Here is a 2,819-nt window from a genome sequence, read left to right on the forward strand (position 1 = left end):
TATATTGGATAAAGATAAGAAGAAGTAATATTTTGATGTAGGAGCGCCCTTTTTAATTATGTGGGGCTCCTTTTTTATGTTTTTATTATGGTACGTGAAATTATATCAACGTTTTTTCAAATATATCGACGTTTCGACAAAAGATGTCGACTTACCGACACTATTTGACATGATTTCCTCTAATAAAGTGAAACTTTAATCAGTGGGGGTTTTCTTCATCCCCCACTGATTATTAGTTGAACCAATCGGACTTTTATGGACAGTTGATCCCCCAACTAACCTCTTTGCTTTCGCTGCATTTTGAGGTGGGGGTCTTACTGCCCATTAAAGTCAGATAAAAAACTGCCTCTTATTTAGAGACAGTTTCTTTCAAATCTTTTAATGTAATGACATCAGCAAACGCTCCAAACACTACGTTATGATGCTTCACAATGTCTTCAGCACGTAACACCTCTGTATCAAACGTACTATGTGCATCGCTCACTAACGTTACTTTATACCCTTCACTAAACGCCCTGCGAGTTGTCGTATCCACACAATACTGCGTTTGCATTCCTGAAATGATAACATGATCGATTCCCTTGTCTTGCAATACTTCTTTTAGGTCCGTCTTGTGGAATGAATCTGGGGTCGTTTTTTCAACAACACAATCCCCTTCTAGTGGAGCGATTGCCTTATGAATCTTCCACCCCTCTGTACCCTTTTCTAACGGATGATCTTTCGGTCCATTATGTTGCACATAAATTACCGGAATATCATTTGAACGGCATTCTCCAATAAGCTCTTGCAATATTTCTAAAAACTTTTCCCCATTATGTACTGGCATTCCTGCTGTATACATACCTGCTTGCACATCGATTACGATTAATGCTTTTTTCATTTCGCGCAGCTCCCTTTGTTTATATTCCATCATCCAACAATCTTCTAATACCCCTTCATGCAGTTCATGTTCTTTTAAAACCTTTACCTTTTTAAATCCACATTTTTCATAACACTTTATTGCACGTTCATTATTTACTTTCGGGTCCATTGCAATGGCTTCTGCTCCCGTGTTCTCCATAATATATGTAATTGCTGTCTGAACGAGTTTCGTTCCAATGCCTTTTCCCCAATAAGTCGGTTCTCCAATAAATTGATCCATTCCCCATACATGTTGCGATTCTTCATAGCCATATAATGTTTTCCACTCCGAATCAACTGGATACATTTGAATATAACCAATTGGCACATCATCAAACTCTATTAAACATCTTTTTTCATGACTGTTTGGATTATGTATGAAATGATCCAGTACCATATCTACTGATTGGGGATTATCTCGTCCTTCGTAATATTGCAGGACTTCTGGTTCTGTTAACCATTTTGAAATGATTGGTGCATCCTCTTCTTTTACGTACCGAACCGATACATTATCTTTTTGAAATAGCATATAATACCTCTTTTTAATTATTTATATTTTTCCTTTTTGTGAAATCTTTCATTGCACCTATTAATGCGTATGGTAACAATGTAATCGCAAAAAATGCTGTAAACACATTAAATTGAGGGATTTTATATGGCGTGAACCATTCTGTGAAAAATTGAGAATTTAATACTCTATTAAAAAATTCTCCGTCAGGTCTAAAGTTTGGTGCCCATGCAGTTACTTCACAAATAATAAACAGTAATTGTAAAATTATAAATGCCCCTAGATAGCGAAACCATGTCCGTTTCCAAATCGGCTGCGCCCTATTTAATTTACCTTCCATTTAACCCCCACCTTTTTTATTTGCATCCTTATTAATTATACACTTTCTACGTTTAATTTGTTAAAATTTTCTATATAATCATTCATGCTGGGGGAATTCACTATGTCTAATCCTATACATAAATCAACATTAATCATTCTTAGAGGAAACTCCGCAAGTGGTAAAACAACAATCGCAAAGCAACTACAAGAATATTTCGGACAAGGGACACTTTTAGTATCACAAGATGTTGTACGTAGAGATATGCTTAGAGTACACGATACGATGGGGAATTTATCACATGATTTACTATGTGAAATTACAAAGTATGGAAAAGAAAAATGTGAACTTGTTATTTTAGAAGGTATTTTAAACAGTCGAAGATATGGTGATATGCTGAAAGAATTAATACATTTTTTTGAAGGAAACGCGTATACATATTACTTTGATTTATCGTTAAAAGAAACGATTCGACGACATAACACAAGGGAAAAAAAGCATGAATTTGGTGAGGATTCCTTAGAAAAATGGTATAATCCGCACGATACAATTGAAGTTGCTAGGGAAACTATTTTTACAGATCACTTCACGCAGAAAGATATATTTGATGTGATTCTTAATGATATTATGGTACGAAAATAAGACCGACAGAATATGTCGGTCTTATTTTCATTATGTTATATTCTAGATTTGTTATAAAATTTTCACTTTAACAGTTTGTCTTCCCCAATCCATAGCTTTACTTTTTGAGCCCATTAAAACATCAATGCGATTACCTTTAATTGCACTTCCGGTATCTCCAGCGATTGCTTCTCCATAACCTTCTACCCATACTTTAGATCCTAAAGGAATTACTTTCGGGTCAACTGCGATAATTCTCATATTCGGATTAGCCGTTAAATCATGCCCCATCGCAGTTAAAACGCGTCCACCATATGTACCATTTTCACTTGGATCAGCAGTATATGCTGTCGCCACCACTGTTAATTCACGTTTAGCGGACTGCGTGTTATTTTTAGACTCTTCTTTTGCCTTTATTGCTTCTCGGGCTTTTGCTTCTTCCTTGGCCTTAGCTATTTCTCGTGCTTTCGC

4 protein-coding genes and 1 pseudogene are annotated in these 2,819 nt (G+C 35.8%); 1 reads left to right on the plus strand and 4 read right to left on the minus strand.

What is annotated here, in order from left to right; translation table 11 throughout:
• Nucleotides 1-349 precede the first annotated feature (349 nt).
• From MR083_RS26350 to MR083_RS26360, 3 genes and pseudogenes are all read right to left on the minus strand, one after another.
• Complete coding sequence (locus MR083_RS26350) at nt 350-880, minus strand: cysteine hydrolase family protein (RefSeq protein ID WP_041184760.1); 531 nt, start codon at nt 878-880, stop codon at nt 350-352.
• A 15-nt stretch (nt 881-895) separates the two neighbouring features.
• Nucleotides 896-1,429: pseudogene (locus MR083_RS26355) on the minus strand (GNAT family N-acetyltransferase); the annotation flags it as partial.
• 13 nt (nt 1,430-1,442) lie between these two features.
• Complete coding sequence (locus tag MR083_RS26360; protein WP_000398604.1) at nt 1,443-1,748, minus strand: YfzA family protein; 306 nt, start codon at nt 1,746-1,748, stop codon at nt 1,443-1,445.
• Nucleotides 1,749-1,850: 102 nt separating this feature from the next.
• Here MR083_RS26360 and MR083_RS26365 point away from each other — a divergent pair, with 102 nt between their 5' ends.
• Nucleotides 1,851-2,369 (plus strand): kinase, encoded by a 519-nt coding sequence (locus tag MR083_RS26365; protein ID WP_000070086.1) that lies wholly within the window; start codon nt 1,851-1,853, stop codon nt 2,367-2,369.
• A 51-nt stretch (nt 2,370-2,420) separates the two neighbouring features.
• Here MR083_RS26365 and MR083_RS26370 read toward each other — a convergent pair.
• On the minus strand, nt 2,421-2,819 hold a 399-nt coding region (locus MR083_RS26370), incomplete at its 5' end, for a 3D domain-containing protein (RefSeq protein ID WP_242270080.1).

Source organism: Bacillus cereus group sp. BfR-BA-01408 (assembly GCF_022663305.1).
GTDB lineage: Bacteria > Bacillota > Bacilli > Bacillales > Bacillaceae_G > Bacillus_A > Bacillus_A pacificus.